The following is a 19380-nucleotide window of genomic DNA, read 5'->3' on the forward strand; positions in this document are numbered from 1 at the left end:
AGGCGTCGGTACCGACAAGGTCGGGGACGGCGGGGGATGGCAGCGGCCGGCAGTGACGGGCAATGACCGGCTCGGGCCCCCGGGCCGGCGTCGGCGGTCCACCCCCGGCACCGCCCCCGCCCCCGGGCGGGGCGCCGGCCCGGCGGGGCAGGATGGGCTCCATGACACGACACGAGTACGACCTGCCGGCCATGCGCCCCGGGCAGATCTACCGCCTGCTCACCGCGGTGGTCGTGCCCCGCCCCATCGCGTGGGTGTCGACCCGCAGTGCCGACGGGGTCGACAACCTCGCTCCGCACTCCTTCTACTCCGTGTCGTGCGCCCGGCCGCCGATCGTGCAGTTCACGTCGGTGGGGGCGAAGGACACGCTGCGCAACGTGCGCGAGACCCGCGAGTTCGTCGTCCACCTGACGCCGGAGCGGGCGTTCGACGCGGTCAACGGCACCGGGTCGGACCAGCCGCCGCACGTCAGCGAGTTCGACCACCTCGGTCTCACGCGGGAAGACGCCCGACTCGTCGGGGTGCCGCGGGTCCGCGAGTCCCCCGTCGCGATCGAGTGCACCCTGCACTCGACGCTCGAGCTGGGCGACTCGACCGTCGTCTTCGGCAAGGTCGTGCACGTCGCCGTGGACGCCGACACGCTCGAGCCGTTCGACGACCCGCACGCCGCCCACCCCCGCTACGAGGCGCTCGCGCCCCTCGCCCGGCTCGGCCGTGACGAGTGGGGGCTGCCGGGCGAGGTCCGCTCCGCCCCGCGGCCCCGCTACCCCGGCGGCCGCGACGGCGAGTGAGTGCGGCCGGGCGCGGGGCCGTCTCGGTTCCCCGGGGGAGAGCCGATGAGGAACCCCTCGGGGTCGCGTGCGGGCTCGAGTCCTCGAGGCGTGCGCGACGACCGGGCGGGGATCACGCGCCCGCTCGCACGCCGTCCGGCCGCGGCACGTAGGTTGACGCCATGAGCGATGTCGACCCTCAGTCCCACCTGTCGCAGGACGACCACTCCGGGCCCGCCCCGCGCCCGGCCGCCGGTGACGCCGGCGCCGCGCCGTCGCCCGACGACCTTCTCTCGGCCGAGCGTGACGCCTCGGGCGGCGACACCGTCGGCGACCTGCCCACCGAGCCCGAGGCCATGCGCGAAGAGGGCCGCGAGCGGGCCGCCTGGGACGAGGACACCCCCGGCACGCAGCGCTCCGACCACTGAGGCCCGGCACGCGACCGAGGCCGGTCGACTCGCCGAGGCCGGGCTCGGTCGATGCGCGGCGGCGTCAGGACGCCGACGCCCCGCGGGCCGCGAGCGTCGCGGGGTGGACGAGCAGCGGCAGCAGCGCCCGCCCGCCGGGCGCCACGGCGAGCCCGGCCGGCCCGATCGGCCCGGCCGACGAGACCAACGCGGCCACGGCGGCGAGGTGCACCTCGCAGCGCGCCGCCAGCTCCGCGTACCCCTGGTCGCCCATGAGTTCGCGCAGTTCGGCCTCGCTCGAGCGGAACAGCGGCTCGCTCCCGCTGCGGCCGCCGCCGGCGGCCCCGTCGGTGACGTCCACGCCGCCGGCGTGGGCGAGCGGGGACGACGTGCAGTACCAGTCGAAGTCGTGCCCGCCCGGCCCCCAGTCACGGCGGCGGTACTCGCCGATCGACGTCTCGAGGTAGCTCGTGCCGTCGTTCTCCGTCACGGTCCGGTAGGTGCGGCGCAGCGGGAGCTGCCAGCAGACGTCGGGCTTGGCGGTCAGCGGCTCGACTCCGCGCACCACCGCCGCCTGGTGGAGGGCGCACCCCGCCCCCGCGGGGAAGCCGGGGCGGTTGAGGAAGACGCAGGCCCCGTCGACGACCCGGGTCTTGACCTCGTCGCCCTCCGGCTCGCTCCAACCCCCGGACTCACCGGACCAGCTGCGGTACTGCCATTCGTCGTCGCCGAGGTCGTCGACCACCGCGGCCACGCGCGTGACGTCGTCCTCGTCCGTGAAGTGCGCCCCCAGCGTGCAGCAGCCGTCGTCGGGCCGGTCGGCGTCGATCCCGGGGCAGCCGCAGCCGAAGATGCAGCGGTAGGTCGAGGTCAGCCAGGTGAGGTCGCACCGGAACCGCTGGGCCGCATCCGCCGGGTCGTCGAACTCGACCCACGTCCGCCCCGCGTCGCCGGTCGTCTCGGTCCCCGGCCCGTCCGGCGTGCTGGCGTCGCTCACGCGCGTCACTGTACGGCCGGCGGGAGGCGACACGTGCCGGTCGAGGGCCCAGAGCGACCATGCCCGGAGCCCCGGGGGCTCGCCCGCCGACGTCGTGCCGGTGGGTAGCATCGCGAACCATGCGCATCGGGGTCGTCGACGTCGGGTCGAACACCGTCCACCTGCTCGCCGTCGACGCCCACCGCGGCGCCCAGCCGATCCCGGCGACGAAGCACAAGATCGACCTCCAGCTCTCGTCCCACACCCTCGACGACGGCACGATCGGCCGCGACGGCGAGCGGATGCTGGTGCGGTTCGTCGGCGAGTGTCTCGACGTGGCCGAGGACCTCGGCATCGAGACCCTCATGGGCTTCGCGACGAGCGCCATCCGCGAGGCGCCGAACGGCGCCGAGGTGCTCGCGGCCGTGCGGGACGCCACCGGCGTCGACCTCACGGTCCTGCCGGGGGAGGACGAGTCGCGGCTGACGTTCCTCGCGGCGCGCCGCTGGTTCGGCTGGTCGGCGGGGCGGCTGCTCCTCGTCGACATCGGGGGCGGCTCGCTCGAGCTGGCCTCCGGTCTCGACGAGGACCCCGACGTCGCGCTGTCCCTCCCGCTCGGCGCCGGCCGCCTCACCCGGGAACGCCTGCGCGCCGACCCGCCCGATCCCGCCGACGTCAAGGCCGTCCGCAAGGCCGTCCGCGCCGACATCGCCCGGGTCCTGCGGGACCTGACGCGCGTGGGGGAGCCTGACCTGTTCGTCGGGACGTCGAAGACGATCCGCTCGCTCGCCCGGCTCGGGGGAGCGGCCCCGAGCGGCGACGGCCCGTACGTCCGCCGGACACTGACGCGGGCGTCGCTCAAGGACATCGTCGAGAAGGTGGCGCCGTTGTCGGCGTCGGCCCGCGCCCGCCTGCCCGGGGTGTCCGCGCACCGCGCCCACCAGATCCTCGCCGGCGGGCTCGTCGTCGAGGCGGTCATGGACCTCGTCGGCATCGAGGAGCTCGTCGTCTGCCCCTGGGCGCTGCGCGAGGGCGTCATCCTGCAGACCCTCGACCATCTGGGCGCCGGCGACTGAGCGGCGTCCGTGCCGGTCCGCGACGGGCCGCGCCGGCCGACGCCGGCCCGCCCACCCGGGGCGGGTCCGGTCCCCGGTGGCGGTCGCGCCGGTGCGCACCCTCTGCGGCTACGCTCGTGGAAATGACGACCCCCGACGCGGCCCGTCCGCGCGTGACCTTGTCCACGTCGTCCGTGTACCCGCTCAAGGTCGAGGCCGCGTTCGAGACCGCGGCCCGGCTCGGCTACGACGGCGTCGAGGTCATGGTCCTCGCGGACCCCGTCACCCAGGACGTCGCCCGGCTCCGTGAGTTCGAGCGCACGTACGGCGTCCCGATCCTGTCGCTGCACGCACCGACCCTGCTCGTCACGCAACGGGCCTACGGCACGACCGACCCGTGGGTGAAGCTCGACCGCACGGTCGACCTCGCGAAGGAGATCGGCTGCGAGTCGATCGTGCTCCACCCGCCGTTCCGGTGGCAGCGCCAGTACGCGGCCGGGTTCGTCGAGGGCGTGGCACGGATGGAGCGAGAGCGCGACATCGTGCTCGCCGTCGAGAACATGTTCCCGTGGCGCGCCGGCGGCCGGGAGGTCAAGGCGTACCTGCCCACGTGGGACCCGGTCCCGCAGGCCTACCGCCACGTCACCCTCGACCTCAGCCACGCCGCCACCGCGCGCAGCGACGTCCTCGCGATGCAGGCCGCCCTCGGCGACCGCCTCGCGCACGTGCACCTCGCGGACGGGTCGGGGTCCTTCACGGACGAACACCTCGTGCCCGGACGCGGCACCCAGCCGTGCGGGGAGTTCCTCACCCGCCTGGGCGCGTCGGGGTTCACGGGCGTCGTGGCCGTCGAGGTGAGCACCCGCCGCGGCGGGGGCGCGAACCGCGACGCCGACCTCGCCGGCTCCCTGGAGTTCGCCCGCACCCACCTCGAGGCGGGCCGACCCGGCGACGACGGCGCCGGACCGTTAGCCTGACGACGTCCGGGCCCGGCGTCGGCCGCGCCGGAGCGGATCTGACACGAGGGGAGCCCGGCGTGCGGGAGGTCTGGTCGACCACGCAGGACGTGCTCATGCGGATGGCGCACGACGCGCGCCTGCGGCGTCTCATCGAGGGCAAGTCGGTCGGGCACGACGTCGTGCGCCGGTACGTCGCCGGCGAGTCGATCAGCTCGGCGCTCGATGTGACCGGGGAGCTGCTCGTGCGCGGGCGGCTCGTCTCCCTGACCCATCTGGCCGCCGACCCGCTCGACGCGACCCAGGCCAAGGACCGGCGCAAACGGCTGCGCAAACTCCTGCGCCGCCTCGGGCAGGCGGGGTACAGCGAGGGCGCCCGCACCGAGGTGAGCGTGCGGATGCGGGCCCTTGGCGCGGGCCTGCGCCCGGGCGGGGCACCGGCGGCGCTCGAGCACGCCCGCCTCGTCGCGCAGACGGCGGCGGAGGTGGGGACCCGCCTGACCGTCGAGACCGAGAACACGCTGCCGATCGACGTCACGCTCGGCGCGTGGCGCGAGCTGCGGGGCGAGTTCCCCGACACCGGCATCGCGCTGCAGGCCGGGCTGGACCGCAGCGCCGACGACTGCCGTGCGCTCGCGGCGGACGGCGCTCGGGTGCGGCTGGGCAAGGGCACGGCCCACGGCCCCGGTGCGATCACGCGGCCCCACGACGTCGACCTCGCCTACGTGCGCTGCCTGAAGATCCTGCTCCACGGGGGAGCGGACGTCGTCGTCGCCACGCACGACCTCCGCCTCCTGCGCATCGCCGAGAGCCTCGTCGCGCATCTGCCCGAGGCGGAGCGGGCCGGGCGGGAGATCGAGTACGGGCTGCGGTACGGCGTCGCGCCGGTCACCCAGACCACGGTCGCCGACCGCGGGGACCGGATGCGCGTCTACGTCCCCTTCGGCGAGGACTGGTACCCCTATCTCATGTCCCGCATCGCCGAGGAGACCAATCCCGTCGTCTCGCTCGTGCGCGCCGCGACGGCCCGCTGAGACACCCGCCACCGATCGTCCACCCCACACGCCAGGAGCCCTTCGTGTCCGCGAACCCCACCGCCCAGCCCCGCGACGAGGGCGACGCCTCCGACCCCACCTCCGGCCCGCGCCTGGGCGACCTGACCATCGCCCTGCTCGGGGCGGGGGTCATGGGGTCGGCCGTGCTCGACTCGATCCTGCGGGCCGGCGCCGACCCGGCCCACGCCCGCGTGACGACCCTCGACGAGGACGCGGCCGCCCGCTGGCACGAGCGCGGCGTCACCGTGGCCGGCAACGCCGAGGCCGTGCGCGGCGCCGACGTCGTCGTCGTCGCGGTCAAGGGCGCCGACGTGGCCGGCCTGCTGGACGAGGTGACCGACGCGATCGGCGCCGACACCCTCGTCGTCAGCCTCGCGGCCGGCATCCGCGTGGCGGCCCTCGAGGAGCACCTGCCGTCGGGGGTGCCGGTCGTGCGCGTCATGCCCAACACGCCCGCCCTCGTCGGGGAGGGGATGTCGGCTCTGTCCCCGGGGACGAGCTGCGGTGAGGACCACCTCGGCCTCGCGCGCGCCCTGCTGGAGACCTGCGGCCAGGTCGTCGTGGTTCCCGAGAAGCAGCAGGACGCCGTGACCGCGCTGAGCGGGTCGGGGCCGGCCTACGTCTTCGCCCTGGCCGAGGCCATGATCGACGGCGGCGTGCTCGTCGGCCTGCCCCGGCCGGTCGCGACCCAGCTCGCGGTGCAGACGCTCGTCGGGGCGGCGGCGATGCTCCGCGACGGCGACACCCCGCCCGGGCTCCTGCGCGAGCGCGTGACGAGTCCAGGGGGGACGACCGCGGCCGCCCTGCGCGAGTTCGACCGGGGCGGGCTGCGGTCCACGATCCTCGGCGGGATCGAGGCCGCGCGGGACAAGTCCGTGGAGCTGGGCGGCTGAGGGACCGCCCGCGTCGCCGGCCGCCCGGCCTGCGCCCGACGGCCCGGCCGGCGCTCGGGGGCCCGCTGATAGGCTTGAAACCGTTACGGCCTGGGTCCCCTCGCCCCGTGCCGATCCCTCGTGTTCGATCCAGTGTGGACGAAAGGTGACACGGATGACCGACATCAGTGTGCGGGTGCTCGCCGAGAACGAATGGGAACAGTACAAGGAGGTCCGGCTGCGGGCGCTCCAGGAGTCTCCCGAGGCCTTCGTCGCCGACCACGCCACCGAGGCCGCCTTCGACGACGAGCAGTGGCAGGCCCGCATGCGTCGCTCGGCCCGTCTCGTCGCCGAGGCCGACGGCAAGGCGATCGGCATCGTGTCGGTCCGCGGCGAGGACGACCTGTTCGACGACGCCGCCGAGATCTTCGGTCTCTGGGTGGCCCCCGACATGCGCGGCGCCGGCGCCGCCGCCGCCCTCGTGCAGGCGGGCGCGGCCCAGGCCACCGGTCACGGGCATCGTCAGCTCGTCTACTGGGTCGGCACCGACAACGGCCGCGCCGTCGCCTTCGCGAGCAGCTACGGGTTCCGCCCCACCGAGTACCGCCGCCCCATGCGCGTGCGCACCGACGAGGACGGCGACCAGGAACTCGCCATGGTGCTCGCGCTCAACCGCTGACCGCACTCAGCCGCTGACCGCGCTCGACCGCTGACCGACCGGACCGCGCCGGCGCACGGTGCTCGGCGGCGACGGTCCACGGAGGCCCCGCGTGCGGCGCCGCGTCGGTAGGGTCGTCGCATGAATCCACCGGTCGCCGTCGTCTGGGACGAGCAGTTCACCGCCTACGACTTCGGCGTCGGTCATCCGATGAGCCCGGTGCGGCTCGATCTCACCGCGCGGTTGTGCCGCAGCTTCGACCTCTTCGACTCCCTCGACCTGGTCGCGCCCCAGGTGCCGGACGACGAGGTGCTGCTCACCGTCCACGACGCCGACTACGTCGCGGCCGTCAAGGCGGCCTCGATCGACCCGTCGTCGGCCGACTCCGCCTTCGGGCTGGGCACCGAGGACGACCCCGCGTTCGTCGGGATGCACGACGCCGCGGCGCGGATCGCGGAGGGCACCCGGGCCGTGGCCGAGCGGGTGTGGACCGGAGCGGCCCGCCGCGGGGTCAACTTCACCGGCGGGATGCACCACGCGATGCGCGAACGGGCCTCCGGGTTCTGCGTCTACAACGACGCCGCCGTCGCCATCCACTGGCTGCTGGAGCACGGGGCCGAGCGCGTCGCCTACGTCGACGTCGACGCCCACCACGGTGACGGGGTCGAGCGCGCCTTCTGGAACGACCCCCGCGTCCTGACGATCTCGCTGCACGAGACCGGCACGGTGCTCTTCCCCGGGACCGGCTTCCCCGGCGACCTCGGCGGCCCCGACGCCCTCGGCAGCGCCGTCAACGTCGCGCTGCCCCCGGGCACGAACGACGCGATGTGGCTGCGGGCGTTCCACGCGGTGGCGCCGCCGGTGCTGCGCGCGTTCGCGCCTCAGGTGCTCATCACCCAGCACGGCGCCGACTCGCACGCGAACGACCCCCTCGCCCACCTGTCGATCTCCGTCGACGCCCAGCGACTCGTCATGACGACGCTGGCGGATCTCGCGGACGAGGTGTGCGAGGGGCGCTGGGTCGCCCTCGGCGGCGGCGGCTACGACGTCGTCGGCGTCGTGCCCCGGGCCTGGACCCACCTCGTGGCCGTCGCGGCCGGGCGGCCCATCGACCCGGAGACCCCCGTCCCGGCCGACTGGCTCGAGGACGTCTCGACCCGGCTCGGGGTCGACGCCCCCCCGACGATGGGCGACGGCACCTCGGAGCGGGGGCGCATCTGGTGGCGCCCGTGGGACGGCGGCTACGACCCCGACACCTCCCTCGACCGGGCCGTCATGGCCACGCGGGAGGGCGTCTTCCCCTATCACGGGCTCGACATCTGGTTCGACTGACCCGCGCGTGGCGTCCCCAGGGCTCCGCCACCGCCGTTTGGGGCGCCCGCCGGGACGGGAGTAGGGTTGACCGAAACCCGAAACCGGACGAGGTCCGGCAGACGGTCCCGGACCTACACCATCACCTCATCACCGCCGACCGAAGGACTCACATGGGCTCCGTCATCAAGAAGCGCCGCAAGCGGATGGCCAAGAAGAAGCACCGCAAGCTGCTCCGCAAGACGCGTCACCAGCGCCGCAACAAGAAGTAACCCCCTCGCGGGCAGGTGCCCGCGGGTCGGCGGGCGCGGCCCGACACGGACGGTCACTCCTCCTTCGGGAGCGGGTGGCCTTTTCCGTGCCCCGGCCCGCCCCGGCCCGACCCGATGAGCCCTGACGAGCCCTGACGAGCCCCCACGAGCCTGGCGCGCCGGGCCCGGCGGGCGTCCCGGCCCGGCGGGGGCGATCGGGGCCGACGCTAGGATCGGGGACGACCACTGCCGAAAGGGTGCCTGCGATGTCCACGGTGCTCGTCACGGGCGCGTCCCGGTACCTGGGTGCCCGCGTCGCCCGCGAGCTGTGCGATGCCTCCGGGGTCGACCGGGTCATCGGGCTCGACGGCGTCGAGCCCCGGCACCCCCTCGGCGGGGCCGAGTTCGTCCGCTCGGACCTGCGCAACCCGCTCCTCGGACGCATCCTCGCGCGGGCCGACGTCGACGTCGTCCTGCACCTCAGCCTCACCGAGCCCCGCACGTCCCGGGAGCGCACCGCGACCAAGGAGCACAACGTCATCGGCACGATGCAGCTCCTCGCCGCGGCCCAGGCCCGCGCGGGCGTGCGGCGCGTCGTCCTCAAGTCCACCGCCTCGGTCTACGGATCGTCGGCCAAGGACCCTTCCCACTTCACCGAGGACGACGAGGCCCGGGGCGGACGCCGCGGCGGGTACGCGCGCGACGCCCTCGACGTCGAGGGCTACCTGCGGTCGGCGGCCCGCCGGCGCCCCGGCCTCGCGGCGTGCGTCCTGCGCCCGGCCCACGTCGTCGGCCCCCACGTGAGCAGCGCCATGACCGATTACCTGCGGTCGTCGTTCGCGCCCGTGCCGCTCGGCTTCGACGCGCGGCTGCAGGTCCTCCACGCCGACGACGCCGTGGGCGCGCTCGTCGCGGCCACGACGTCCGACGTCACGGGCACGATCAACGTCGCGGCGCCGGGAGTCGTCGGGCTGCGGCGCGCCGTGCGGCTCGCCGGCGGCACCCCCGTGCCCGTCGTCGTGTCGACCGGGCGCCTCCTGTCCGGGCTCGCCCGGCGGGTCCACCTGTGGGAGATGCCCGACGAGGCCATCGACCACCTCATGTGGGGCCGGGCCCTCGACACGACCCGGATGCGGCACGACCTGGGCTTCCACCCCCTCCACACGACGCGCGAGGCCCTGGCCGACCTCGGCGCCGCCGCCCCGGCGTCGCCCGCGCACGCGACCCTCGCGGCCGCGGCGGCCGCCGCCGACGGACTCGCCGCCCGCCTCGACCCGGCGCTCGTCGGCACCGGGGCGCACGCCGTGCGCGGTCACGACGGCGCCGAGGCCGGACCCCGCCCGTGAGCCACGACCCGACGGGGCGCGACGACGGACGCGACCACGCCGACGACGCGCGCGCCCAGGTCGCCCGGCTCGTGGGCCTGCTCGTGGCCGTCCTGCGCTGGTCGGCGCGCGAGGCGGGCGTCCCCGAGACGCAGATCGAGGCCGAGGTGGCCTCGACGCTCGCCTACGCACGCCGGGCGGTCACCGGCGAGAGCGCGGTGGATGAGTTCGGGTTCGACCCCGACTTCACCGAGCACGTCTACCTGCCGATCCTGCGCCCGCTCTACCGGCGGTGGTTCCGCACCCAGGTCCACGGCGCGGAGAACCTGCCCCGCGACGGGGGCGCGCTCGTCGTCGCCAACCACTCCGGCACCATCGCGATCGACTCGGTGATGACGCAGGTCGCCGTCCACGAGCACACCCCCGACCACCGGTTCCTGCGCCTGCTCGGGGCCGACCTCGTCTTCGCGACCCCGTTCCTCGGGCAGGTGGCGCGCCGCGCCGGCACGACCCTCGCCTCGCGCGGCGACGCCCACCGCCTCCTCGAGGCGGGGGAGCTCGTCGGGGTCTGGCCCGAGGGGTTCAAGGGCGTCGGCAAGCCGTTCAGCGAGCGCTACCGGCTGCAACGCTTCGGCCGCGGCGGGTTCGTGGCGGCCGCGCTGCGGACCGGGTCGCCCGTCGTGCCCTGTTCCATCGTGGGCGCGGAGGAGTCCTACCCGATGATCGCCGACCTCGCCCCGGTCGCGCAGGCGCTCGGCCTGCCGTACTTCCCGCTCACTCCGACGTTCCCGCACCTGGGGCTCCTCGGTCTCGTGCCCCTCCCGACGCGGTGGATCATCGACTTCGGCGAGCCGCTGGACACGACCGGCCTCGGCCCCGACGACGCGGACGACCCCCTCGTCGTGTTCGACCTCACCGACCGCGTGCGCGAGCACATCCAGACCCGGCTGCACCGGCTGCTCTCCGAACGCGGTCACCCGTTCACCTGAGGTGGGCTCGAGGCGGGCGGCGCCGTCCTCGCGGGGAACTCCGGCCCCGTGGTGTTGAACGAGCGTCATACAGTGGTCGGCATGGACAACACGTCAGACACCACGTCGGGCGGGGCGGACCGGTCGTCCGCCGCCAGGATCACGCTCGTCGGTCGACCCGGATGTCACCTGTGCAAGATGGCGCGCGAGGTGATCCGCGGCGTCGCCGAAGACCTCGACGTCACGTGGGAAGAGGTCTCGATCCTCGACCTGCGCGACCCCGACCCGCTGTGGTGGGAGCAACTGCCCATCACTCTCGTCGACGGCGAGCAGCACGACTACTGGCGCGTCAGCGCGAGCCGGCTGCGGGCCGCGCTCGCCTCCGCCCCCACCCCGGCGCACGCCTGACGCCCTCGGCGCCCCCACGGGGGCGCGCCCGGGCCCGGGCGGGCGGCGAGCGTTTGGTGGCAACCCTGCGGCGGTCCTAGAGTGAGTCGACGGCGCACCGGAACGGCCCCCCCGGGGACGGACCACCGCCGGACCGGCCCGCCCGCCGGGGTCATGCCCGCCGGACGTCTCGTCCCGCGCCGTCTTGACCACTCCGTTCGATGCGAGGAGCCGGTGACCTCCGTTGCCTGCCGAGACCACAGCCCGTCGGGACATCCCCGACGCCACGGTCGCCAGGATTCCGGAGTACCTGCGGGCCCTCGCCGCGCTCGGCGGTGACGACCTCGCCACCGTATCGTCCGTGGAGCTCGCGGCCGCGGCCGGTGTCGGTCCCGCCCAGCTCCGCAAGGATCTCAGCTATCTCGGCGCGCACGGCGTGCGGGGGGTCGGCTACGACGCCCGCACCCTCGCCCGCGAGATCGGCGCCCGGTTGGGGGTCTCCCACGGCTGGCCCGTCGTCCTCGTCGGGGCCGGGCGCCTCGGCCGCGCCCTCGCCGACCACTCCGGGTTGAGCGGGGCCGGCTTCGAGGTCGTGGCCGTGCTCGACCGCGATCCGGCCGTCGTCGGGCGCCGCGCCGGCGGACTCGTCATCGAGGACGTCGCCCGGCTGACCGAGATCGTCTCCGGCCTCGACCGGGTCCTCGGCGTCGTCGCCACGTCCGCCGCGGGCGCGCAGTCGGCGGCCGACGCCCTCGTGGCCGCCGGCGTGACCTCGATGCTCACGCTGGCACCGGGCACCCTCGCCGTTCCGGCGCACGTCCACGTCCGCCGCCTCGACGTGGCCCACGAGCTGCAGATCCTTGCGTTCCACGCCGAGAACGGCTCGGCGCCCGCCGGAGCGGCCGGCATGCCGGCCGCCCACGAGGCGTTGACGCCCGGTGGCGTGGATCGCGCGTCGGGCCTCGACGCGCAGGGCGCCCCCCGGGCCCGGACCGCGACGCAGGTGTCGCCGGCCCCGGCCGGCGCGACGCCGGACCCGGAGCCCTCACCGCTGGAAGGAACGGCATCATGAGCCTCGTCGTCATCGGTCTGTCCCACCGCACGGCCCCGCTCGACGTGCTCGAGAGCGTCGTGCTGACCCCGGCCCAGGCCGACGCGGTCGGCCGGGCCCTCGTGTGCGGGGACCACGTGCGTGAGGCCGTCGTCGTCGGGACGTGCAACCGGCTCGAGGTCTACGCCGAGGCCGCGACCTTCCACGGCGCCATCGACGAGGTCGTCGCGGCCCTGCGCGAGGCCGTGGGCGTCGACGTGGCCGGCCTGCGCGACCACCTCTACGTCCACTACGAGGACCGCGCCATCGCGCACACGTTCTCGGTCGCCTGCGGGCTGGAGTCGATGGCGGTGGGGGAGCCGCAGATCCTCGGTCAGCTGCGCACCGCGCTCGACCGGGCGCGCGGCGTCGGCACCGTCGGCACGTCCCTCAACCTCCTCTTCCAGCAGGCGCTGCGGGTCGGCAAGCGCGCGCACTCCGAGACCGGGCTGGACCGGGCCGGGGCCTCGCTCGTCGGTGAGGGGCTCGACGTCGCCGCCGAGGTCCTCGGCGGACTGTCCGACGCGCGCGTCCTCGTCCTCGGGGCGGGGTCGATGAGCGCGCTCGCGGCGACGACCGTCGCGCGCCGCGGCCCGGCCCACCTCGACATCGTCAACCGCACCCGCGGCAAGGCCGAACGCCTCGCGGCGTCCCTGGACGCCGGCGTCCGCGAATGGGACGACCTGCCCGCGGCCCTCGCCGACGCGGACGTCGTCGTCACGTGCACGGGGGCGGTCGGGCACGTCGTCTCCACGGATCTCGCCGGGGCGGGCCTGGCCGCGCGGCGGGCGGAGGGCGTGCGCGGGCCGCAGGTCTACGTCGACCTCGCACTCCCGCGCGACGTCGACCCGCCCGTCGCCGCACTGCCCGGCGCCCACGTCATCGACCTCGAGGCGATCGGGGCGCGACTGTCCACCCGGGACGGCGGGTCCGCCGTCGCCGCCGTCCGCGATCTCGTCACCGCCGAGGTCGCCGCCTTCCTCGTCACGGCGCGCGCCCAGCAGGTGGCGCCCACCGTCGCCGCGCTGCGCTCGCGGGCCGCGGCCGTCGTCGGGGACGAGCTCGACCGCCTCGACCGCCGGCTCCCCGAGCTCGACCCCGCCTCGCGTGAGGAGGTGTCGCGCGCCGTGCGCCGGATCGTCGACAAGCTCCTGCACACGCCCACGGTGCGGGTCAAGGAGCTGGCCGGCCGCGACCAGACCGGCGACTACGCCCAGGTGCTGCGCGAGTTGTTCGACCTCGACAGCCGCGACGTCGCCGCGGTGAGCACGCCCCCGAACCGGGGAGGGACGACGTGAGTCGCCTCCGCCTCGGAACCCGCCGCAGCGACCTCGCCGTCACCCAGTCGACGTGGGTGGCCGACCGGTTGCGCGCCCTCGGCCACGAGGTCGAGATCGTCGAGATCGTCACCGAGGGGGACGTCGACCGGTCGCCGCTCACCCAGATCGGCGGCACCGGCGTGTTCGCCGCCGCCATCCGGACCGCGCTGACGCAGGGGCGCATCGACGTCGCCGTGCACTCCCTCAAGGACCTGCCCGTCACGCCCGAGCCGGGCCTCGTCGTGGCGGCCGTGCCCCCGCGCGAGACCCCGGCCGACGCCCTCGTCGCCGACGGCGGGGGCGGGATCGCCGACCTGCCGGCCGGAGCCGTCGTCGGGACCGGGTCCCCGCGACGCTCCGCCCAGCTCGCCGCGGCCCGCCCGGACCTGCGGGTGCGGCCCCTGCGCGGCAACGTCGGCACCCGCCTGGCCAAGGTCGGCGCCGAGCTCGACGCGGTCGTCCTCGCCGCCGCGGGGCTGACGCGCCTCGGGCTGCTCGAGGAGTCCGGCGCCGCCGTCCTGCCCCCCGAGGTCATGCTGCCGGCGCCCGGCCAGGGCGCCCTGGCCGTCGAGTGCCGCAGCGACGACGCGCCGACGCTCGCCGCCACCGCCCCGCTCGAGGACGCGATCACCCGCCTGACCGTCACCGCCGAGCGCGCCCTGCTCGCGGCCCTCGAGGCCGGGTGCACGGCGCCCGTCGGGGCGCTCGCCCGCGTCGTCACGCGCGAGGAGGCCGAGGGCCTGGGCGCGGAGGTCTCGGCCCCGCCGCGCCTGCGCGACGCGCCGCCCGACCGGCCCGGCCCGCACGACCCGGCGGACCCCGCGGAGCACCTCCTCGTCCTCGACGCCTTCGCCGGATCCGACGACGCGTCGATCTCGTTGCGTCGTCGCGGAATCATCGGGCTGCCTCCGGACGTTGTGCAGGATGCGGAGGAGTCGACACCACGCCTGCAGACCGGTTCGGGCGCGGACGCGCTCGCCGCGGCCACGCACCTGGGCCGCGACGTGGCGGCCCGTCTGCTCGCCGCGGGCGCGGACCGCATCCCGGCGACCATGCGGCTGCGCGACGCCCCGGCCCCCGATCTCGCCCCTCCCGAGGCGGCCCCGCCGGCCGCCACCGACACCACGAACGAGCAGGAGTGACCGCCGTGAGTACCGGCCACGATCACCGCGCCCCGTCCACGGAGCTGCCCCGAGTCGCCTTCGTCGGCACCGGCCCCGGAGACCCGGGTCTCATGACCATGCGAGGGGCCGAGCTCATCGCCGCGGCCGACGTGCTCGTCGTCGACCCCGGCACCGCCGAGGTCCTCGCCGCCCACTCGATCCCGGAGGTCGAGGTCGTCGAGGCGTGTCACGCCGACCGCGGCACCGCCCTGACCCGCGCCGCGCGCGCTCGTCTCGTCGTGTCCACGGCCAAGGCGGTCGCCAAGCGGACCGCCCCGAACCGCGGGCTCGTCGTGCGCGTCACCACGGGAGACGTCGGCCGCTCCGGCACCCTGACCACCGAGCTGTCGGCCTGCCACAAGGCCGGCATCGAGGTCGAGGTCGTGCCGGGTGTCGACAGCGCGCAGGCCGCCTCGGCCTACGCCGGCGTGCCGCTGAGCACCGACGCCTCGCCGACCGTCCTCACGTACGCGGGCAACCCGGCCAAGGCCGATTTCGGCGCGGCCGCATCGGAGTCCGTCACGGTCGTCGTCCACGGCGAGCCCGAGCAGCTCGCCGACGCCCTCGCCCGGGTGCTCAAGGCGGGTCGCGACGCGTCGACCCCGGTCGCGCTCACCGAGCACGGCACGACGACGAAGCAGCACACGTACACCTCGAGCCTCGCCGAGGCCATCGACGCCCTCGAGGCCGGGCGGGCCGGCGAGCCGTCGGTCGCGGTCGTCGGCCGCGGCGTCGACCAGCGCGACGAGCTGTCGTGGTTCGAGACCCGGCCGCTGTTCGGGTGGCGCGTGCTCCTTCCACGGACGAAGGACCAGTCCGAGACGACGCTGTCGCGGCTCACGATGTACGGCGCCCGCGGCGAGGTCGTGCCGACCATCAGCGTCGAGCCGCCCCGCACCCCGCAGCAGATGCAGCGGGCGATCAAGGGACTCGTCACCGGCCGCTACGAGTGGGTGGGCTTCACGTCCGTCAACGCGGTCAAGGCGGTCAAGGAGAAGCTCGCCGAGATCGGACTCGACGTCCGCGCCTTCGCCGGCCTGAAGATCGCCGCGGTGGGCGGGGTCACCGCCGACGCCCTGCGCGACTGGGGCCTCGAGCCCGACCTCGTGCCCAGCGGCGAGAGCTCGGCGCAGGGACTGCTCGACGAATGGCCGCCCTACGACGACGTCCTCGACCCGATCAACGGGGTCTTCCTGCCGCGGGCCGACATCGCGACCGACACCCTCGTCGCGGGCCTGCAGGGGATGGGCTGGGAGGTCGACGACGTCACCGCGTACCGCACGGTGCGCGCCGCGCCGCCGCCCGCCCCCGTGCGGGAGGCGATCAAGTCCGGCGCCTACGACGCGGTCCTGTTCACGTCGTCCTCGACGGTGCGCAACCTCGTCGGCATCGCCGGCAAGCCGCACCCGTCGACCGTCGTCGCGTGCATCGGCCCGGCTACCGCCAAGACGGCGCAGGAGCACGGCCTGTCGGTCGCGGTCCTCGCCGAGGAGGCGTCGTCCGAGGCGCTCGTCGACGCGCTCGCCGCGTACGGCCGCGGGCTGCGCGCGGAGGCCATGGCCGCGGGCGAGGACGTCGTCCGCCCCAGCGACCGCCGCACCACCGGGCGCCGGAAGGCCCGATGAGCGACGCCGAGTCGTCGACGGCCGGGCTGCGGCACCGGCCGCGGCGGCTGCGGCAGAGCGCCGCGATGCGCCGCCTCGCCGCCGAGACGCGGTTGGACCCGGGGCAGCTCATCCTCCCCGCCTTCGTCAAGGAGGGCGCGGACACCCCGGTGCCCATCGCCTCCATGCCGGGCGTCGTCCAGCACTCCCTCGAGTCGCTGCGCGGCGTCGCCCGCGAGGTCGTCGACGCCGGGCTCGGCGGCATCATGCTCTTCGGCGTGCCGACGACGCGGGACGCCACCGGCAGCGGCGGCGACGACCCGAACGGCGTCCTCAACGTGGCCCTCCGGGCCGTGCGCGAGGTCGTCGGCGACGACACGCTCGTCATGGCCGACCTGTGCCTCGACGAGTTCACCGACCACGGCCACTGCGGCGTCCTCACCGAGGTGACCGCCCCCGACGGCGGCCGGCGGCTCGTCGTCGACAACGACGCGACGCTGCAGCGGTACGCCTCGATGGCGGTCGCGCAGGCCCGAGCGGGGGCGCACGTCGTCGGCCCGTCCGGGATGATGGACGGTCAGGTCGGCGTCGTGCGCGACGCCCTCGACGCCGCCGGGCACGAGGACGTCGTCATCCTCGCCTACGCGGCGAAGTACGCCTCCGCCTTCTACGGCCCCTTCCGCGAGGCCGTCGCCTCGACGCTCGTCGGGGACCGCGCGACGTACCAGCAGGACCCCGCCAACGTCCGCGAGTCGCTGCGCGAGGTCGCGCTCGACGTCGAGCAGGGCGCCGACATCGTCATGGTGAAGCCGGCCCTGCCCTACCTCGACGTGCTGCGCGCCGTGGCCGAGCGCGTGGACGTGCCCGTGAGCGCTTACCAGGTCTCGGGCGAGTACGCGCAGATCGAGGCCGCCGCCGCGAACGGGTGGATCGACCGCGACCGAGCGATCCTCGAGTCGCTCACGTCGATCCGCCGCGCCGGCGCCGGCTCGATCCTCACGTACTACGCCCTCGAGGTCGCGGCGCGCCTGCGCTGAGTGGGGGCCGCACGACGGTGCCCCCGAGGAGGGGAGCGGTGGCTGCGATGATGGGTCGCATGAGTGACGTCCCCTCCTCCGCCGCCCTGCTCGACCGCGCGCTGGCCGTCACGCCCGGCGGCGTGAACTCCCCGGTGCGCGCCTTCCGGGCCGTGGGCGGGACGCCGCGGTTCATGCGCAGCGCGCAGGGCCCGTGGCTCACCGACGTGGACGGCCGGCGGTACGTCGACCTCGTCTGCTCGTGGGGCCCGATGATCCTCGGGCACACCCACCCCGACGTGCTCGCGGCCGTGCAGGACGCGGCGACGCGGGGCTTCAGCTTCGGCACGCCGAGCGAGAACGAGGTCGTCCTCGCCGAGGAGATCGTCGCCCGCGTGGCCCCCGTCGAGCAGGTGCGCCTCGTCAACTCCGGCACGGAGGCGACGATGAGCGCGGTCCGGCTCGCCCGCGGCGCGACCGGCCGGTCGAAGGTCGTCAAGTTCGCCGGGTGCTACCACGGGCACGTCGACGCGCTCCTCGCGCACGCCGGCAGCGGGGTCGCCACGTTCGGCCTGCCCGACTCCGCGGGCGTCCCGCGCAGCTCGGCGGGGGAGACGATCGTGCTCCCGTACAACGACGTCGCCGCGCTCGAGGCCGCGTTCGCCGAGCACGGCGACGACATCGCGTGCGTCATCACCGAGGCGAGCCCCGGCAACATGGGCGTCGTGCCGCCCGCGCTGGGCTTCACCTCCGCGTTGCGCCGGGTCACGTCGGCGCACGGCGCCCTGCTCGTCTCCGACGAGGTGATGACGGGTTTCCGCTGCAGCGCCGCCGGCTGGTACGGCCTCGAGGGCGAGCCCGAGGGCGGGGCGCCCGACCTGTTCACCTTCGGCAAGGTCATGGGCGGCGGGTTCCCGGCCGCCGCGTTCGGGGGCCGCGCCGACCTCATGGCCCAGCTCGCGCCGCTCGGCCCCGTCTACCAGGCGGGCACGCTGTCGGGGAACCCTGTCGCGACCGCGGCCGGCATCGCCACGCTGCGAGGCTGCACGCCCGCCGTCTACGACCGGCTCGACGTCGTGTCCCACGCGATCGCCGACGGCGCCCACGCCGCCCTCGCCGCCCAGGGCGTCCCGCACACGATCCAGTGGGCGGGCAGCATGTTCAGCGTGTTCTTCCGCGACGAGCCCGTTGCGAACTACGACGACGCCCGCGCCCAGGACACCGGCGCGTTCGGCGCGTTCTTCCACTCCATGCTCGACCAGGGCGTGCACCTGCCGCCGAGCGCCTTCGAGGCATGGTTCGTCTCCGCGGCGCACGACGACGAGGCCGTCGACCACGTGCTCGCGGCCCTGCCCGCGGCGGCCAGGGAGGCCTCAGCCTTCCGTGACAGGATGCCCGGATGAGCACGACCGGACCCGTCCTCGACGGCGATCAGGCCCACGGCGAGCAGGCCCACGGCGAGCAGGACCACGGCGAGCAGGGGCGCGGCGACCGGACCGGCGCCGGCCGGGGCGTCCCGCACGACGTCGTCCACGTCGTCCGGCACGGCGAGGTGCACAACCCCGACCGCATCCTCTACGGCCGCCTCGCCGACTACCACCTCTCGGAGCGGGGCCGCGAGATGGCCGACCGGGTCGCCGAGCACCTCGCGGACCGCGACGTGCGTCTCGTGACCGCCTCCAGCCTCGACCGGGCGCAGGAGACGGCGGCGCCGGTCGCCGCCGCGCACGGGGTCGGCCTCCACACCGACGACCGGATCATCGAGGCCGGCAACCGGTTCGAGGGTCGCCGCTTCGGCGAGGGCCAGGGGTCGCTGCGGAACCCGGGCAACTGGTGGCTCGTCCGCAACCCGTTCCGCCCCTCCTGGGGCGAGCCGTACGCGCAGATCGCGCGGCGCATGCGGGAGGCCGTCGCCGACGCGAGGCGCGCCGCGCACCGCCTGTACGGCGGCGGCGAGGTCGTCCTCGTCTCCCACCAGCTCCCCATCGAGACGCTGCGCCGTTCCCTCGAGGGGCGCCACCTGTGGCACGACCCCCGCCACCGGCACTGCAACCTCGCGTCGGTGACGACGCTGACGTACGCAGGCGACGACCTCGTCTCCATCGCCTACTCCGAACCCGCCGCCGACCTCCTCCCCGGAGCGGCGAGCACCCCGGGCGCGTGAGGGCGCGCGGCGGTCGACGGCACGCGGCGGTGC

General features: G+C 75.4%; 20 protein-coding genes. 19 read left to right on the plus strand and 1 reads right to left on the minus strand.

Translation table 11 applies throughout. The features are described 5' to 3' along the window. Window positions 1-161: 161 nt before the first annotated feature. Together ICW24_RS14775 and ICW24_RS14780 are read left to right on the plus strand one after the other, a co-directional pair. Entirely contained in the window at window positions 162-791 is a 630-nt protein-coding gene (locus ICW24_RS14775) for a flavin reductase family protein (protein ID WP_226346488.1), read from the plus strand. Window positions 792-952: 161 nt separating this feature from the next. Continuing rightward, window positions 953-1198: a hypothetical protein gene (locus ICW24_RS14780; RefSeq protein ID WP_226346489.1), complete on the plus strand. Its 246-nt coding sequence runs from the start codon at window positions 953-955 to the stop codon at window positions 1196-1198. Between the two features lie 64 nt (window positions 1199-1262). On the opposite strand, the gene ICW24_RS14785 is transcribed toward ICW24_RS14780, so the two are convergent. Beyond that, window positions 1263-2174 (minus strand): DUF3109 family protein, encoded by a 912-nt coding sequence (locus ICW24_RS14785; protein WP_226346490.1) that lies wholly within the window; start codon window positions 2172-2174, stop codon window positions 1263-1265. Window positions 2175-2293: 119 nt separating this feature from the next. On the opposite strand from ICW24_RS14785, the gene ICW24_RS14790 reads away from it, so the two are divergent. From ICW24_RS14790 to ICW24_RS14870, 17 genes are all read left to right on the plus strand, one after another. Then, entirely contained in the window at window positions 2294-3229 is a 936-nt protein-coding gene (locus ICW24_RS14790) for a Ppx/GppA family phosphatase (protein WP_226346491.1), read from the plus strand. A 122-nt stretch (window positions 3230-3351) separates the two neighbouring features. Beyond that, window positions 3352-4185 (plus strand): sugar phosphate isomerase/epimerase family protein, encoded by an 834-nt coding sequence (locus tag ICW24_RS14795; RefSeq protein WP_226346492.1) that lies wholly within the window; start codon window positions 3352-3354, stop codon window positions 4183-4185. Between the two features lie 59 nt (window positions 4186-4244). Continuing rightward, entirely contained in the window at window positions 4245-5198 is a 954-nt protein-coding gene (locus tag ICW24_RS14800) for a proline dehydrogenase family protein (RefSeq protein ID WP_226346493.1), read from the plus strand. A gap of 44 nt (window positions 5199-5242) precedes the next feature. After that, window positions 5243-6112 carry a pyrroline-5-carboxylate reductase gene (proC, locus tag ICW24_RS14805; protein WP_226346494.1) on the plus strand — a complete coding sequence of 290 codons (870 nt, stop codon included), beginning with the start codon at window positions 5243-5245 and terminating at the stop codon, window positions 6110-6112. A gap of 154 nt (window positions 6113-6266) precedes the next feature. Continuing rightward, a complete protein-coding gene (locus tag ICW24_RS14810) occupies window positions 6267-6770 on the plus strand; it encodes a GNAT family N-acetyltransferase (protein WP_226346495.1) in 504 nt (167 codons plus the stop codon). Window positions 6771-6890: 120 nt separating this feature from the next. Beyond that, entirely contained in the window at window positions 6891-8081 is a 1191-nt protein-coding gene (locus tag ICW24_RS14815; RefSeq protein ID WP_226346496.1) for an acetoin utilization protein AcuC, read from the plus strand. A 152-nt stretch (window positions 8082-8233) separates the two neighbouring features. After that, window positions 8234-8332 carry a 30S ribosomal protein bS22 gene (locus ICW24_RS14820; RefSeq protein WP_003792170.1) on the plus strand — a complete coding sequence of 33 codons (99 nt, stop codon included), beginning with the start codon at window positions 8234-8236 and terminating at the stop codon, window positions 8330-8332. Between the two features lie 245 nt (window positions 8333-8577). Next, the gene (locus ICW24_RS14825; RefSeq protein ID WP_226346497.1) at window positions 8578-9657 is read left to right on the plus strand and encodes an NAD-dependent epimerase/dehydratase family protein; all 1080 of its coding nucleotides are present in this window, start codon (window positions 8578-8580) and stop codon (window positions 9655-9657) included. Beyond that, complete coding sequence (locus ICW24_RS14830; protein WP_226346498.1) at window positions 9654-10625, plus strand: lysophospholipid acyltransferase family protein; 972 nt, start codon at window positions 9654-9656, stop codon at window positions 10623-10625. Before ICW24_RS14825 ends, ICW24_RS14830 begins: the two co-directional genes overlap by 4 nt. Before the next feature lie 81 nt (window positions 10626-10706). After that, complete coding sequence (locus ICW24_RS14835; protein WP_226346499.1) at window positions 10707-11012, plus strand: glutaredoxin family protein; 306 nt, start codon at window positions 10707-10709, stop codon at window positions 11010-11012. Between the two features lie 223 nt (window positions 11013-11235). Further along, complete coding sequence (locus ICW24_RS14840; RefSeq protein WP_226346500.1) at window positions 11236-12063, plus strand: redox-sensing transcriptional repressor Rex; 828 nt, start codon at window positions 11236-11238, stop codon at window positions 12061-12063. Continuing rightward, complete coding sequence (locus tag ICW24_RS14845; RefSeq protein WP_226346501.1) at window positions 12060-13379, plus strand: glutamyl-tRNA reductase; 1320 nt, start codon at window positions 12060-12062, stop codon at window positions 13377-13379. The genes ICW24_RS14840 and ICW24_RS14845 overlap by 4 nt, the downstream gene beginning before the upstream one ends. Next, window positions 13376-14542: a hydroxymethylbilane synthase gene (gene hemC, locus ICW24_RS19755; protein WP_226346502.1), complete on the plus strand. Its 1167-nt coding sequence runs from the start codon at window positions 13376-13378 to the stop codon at window positions 14540-14542. Before ICW24_RS14845 ends, hemC begins: the two co-directional genes overlap by 4 nt. A gap of 5 nt (window positions 14543-14547) precedes the next feature. Further along, entirely contained in the window at window positions 14548-16188 is a 1641-nt protein-coding gene (locus tag ICW24_RS14855) for a bifunctional uroporphyrinogen-III C-methyltransferase/uroporphyrinogen-III synthase (RefSeq protein WP_372360827.1), read from the plus strand. Then, entirely contained in the window at window positions 16185-17204 is a 1020-nt protein-coding gene (gene hemB, locus ICW24_RS14860) for a porphobilinogen synthase (protein WP_226346504.1), read from the plus strand. The genes ICW24_RS14855 and hemB overlap by 4 nt, the downstream gene beginning before the upstream one ends. Before the next feature lie 59 nt (window positions 17205-17263). After that, window positions 17264-18586, plus strand: coding sequence for a glutamate-1-semialdehyde 2,1-aminomutase (gene hemL / locus ICW24_RS14865; protein ID WP_226346505.1), 1323 nt, complete (start codon window positions 17264-17266; stop codon window positions 18584-18586). Further along, a complete protein-coding gene (locus ICW24_RS14870; RefSeq protein WP_226346506.1) occupies window positions 18583-19347 on the plus strand; it encodes a histidine phosphatase family protein in 765 nt (254 codons plus the stop codon). The genes hemL and ICW24_RS14870 overlap by 4 nt, the downstream gene beginning before the upstream one ends. The last annotated feature ends 33 nt before the right edge of the window (window positions 19348-19380 follow it).

Source organism: Agilicoccus flavus (assembly GCF_014857905.1).
Classification (GTDB): Bacteria; Actinomycetota; Actinomycetes; order Actinomycetales; family Dermatophilaceae; genus Agilicoccus; species Agilicoccus flavus.

Coding starts and splice junctions, on each gene's coding strand:
- ICW24_RS14775 (WP_226346488.1), top strand. CDS start 162: ATGACACGACACGAGTACGACCTGCCGGCCATGCGCCCCGGGCAGATC.
- ICW24_RS14780 (WP_226346489.1), top strand. CDS start 953: ATGAGCGATGTCGACCCTCAGTCCCACCTGTCGCAGGACGACCACTCC.
- ICW24_RS14790 (WP_226346491.1), top strand. CDS start 2,294: ATGCGCATCGGGGTCGTCGACGTCGGGTCGAACACCGTCCACCTGCTC.
- ICW24_RS14795 (WP_226346492.1), top strand. CDS start 3,352: ATGACGACCCCCGACGCGGCCCGTCCGCGCGTGACCTTGTCCACGTCG.
- ICW24_RS14810 (WP_226346495.1), top strand. CDS start 6,267: ATGACCGACATCAGTGTGCGGGTGCTCGCCGAGAACGAATGGGAACAG.
- ICW24_RS14815 (WP_226346496.1), top strand. CDS start 6,891: ATGAATCCACCGGTCGCCGTCGTCTGGGACGAGCAGTTCACCGCCTAC.
- ICW24_RS14820 (WP_003792170.1), top strand. CDS start 8,234: ATGGGCTCCGTCATCAAGAAGCGCCGCAAGCGGATGGCCAAGAAGAAG.
- ICW24_RS14825 (WP_226346497.1), top strand. CDS start 8,578: ATGTCCACGGTGCTCGTCACGGGCGCGTCCCGGTACCTGGGTGCCCGC.
- ICW24_RS14835 (WP_226346499.1), top strand. CDS start 10,707: ATGGACAACACGTCAGACACCACGTCGGGCGGGGCGGACCGGTCGTCC.
- ICW24_RS14845 (WP_226346501.1), top strand. CDS start 12,060: ATGAGCCTCGTCGTCATCGGTCTGTCCCACCGCACGGCCCCGCTCGAC.
- hemB (WP_226346504.1), top strand. CDS start 16,185: ATGAGCGACGCCGAGTCGTCGACGGCCGGGCTGCGGCACCGGCCGCGG.
- hemL (WP_226346505.1), top strand. CDS start 17,264: ATGAGTGACGTCCCCTCCTCCGCCGCCCTGCTCGACCGCGCGCTGGCC.
- ICW24_RS14870 (WP_226346506.1), top strand. CDS start 18,583: ATGAGCACGACCGGACCCGTCCTCGACGGCGATCAGGCCCACGGCGAG.